Here is a 475-nt window from a genome sequence, read left to right on the forward strand (position 1 = left end):
CCCGGCTGCCGAAGGGCTCGGCGACGTCTACGCGGCCCTGGCCTCCTGGACGCCCGAGGCCGAGCCGCTGGAGGCCGCAACCCGGCCGCCGGTGGTGATCCGAGCGCAGGCCGCGAACAACGAGTGGGCAGCGGTCGCCGTCCAGCGCGCGCCCTCCGTCTCGTCCATTCCTGGCCTGTTCTCGCACCCGTCCGCGGCGCAGCCTCTGGTGTCGGCTGCCGTCACCGCGATCTCCCGTCCGCCCCGCACTTGCTGACCACCCCGCCCCGAGGAACGGAGCAACCTCCATGCCCGCTGCCGAAGAGATCGACGGCGACGTCTACGTCTCCCCGGTCTACCTCGCCGGATCCACCTACACCGGTGACCCGGCCCTGCGGCCCCTGCTCGACGCCGGGTTCCACAGCCTGGACGACGACCTCGGCAACACCTACCTCTCCTCGCCCGACCAGCGGATACGCGTCGGGTGGCTGCCCGA

The 475-nt window shown here is 72.6% G+C and carries 2 pseudogenes; both read left to right on the top strand.

The features are described from left to right. Positions 1 to 256 (top strand): annotated as a pseudogene (locus FF041_RS39875) (transcriptional regulator); the annotation flags it as partial. Between the two features lie 31 nt (positions 257 to 287). Beyond that, positions 288 to 475: pseudogene (locus tag FF041_RS38545) on the top strand (DUF317 domain-containing protein); the annotation flags it as partial.

Origin of the sequence: Streptomyces jumonjinensis (genome assembly GCF_009600885.1) — a bacterium.
GTDB classification, from domain to species: Bacteria; Actinomycetota; Actinomycetes; order Streptomycetales; family Streptomycetaceae; genus Streptomyces; species Streptomyces jumonjinensis.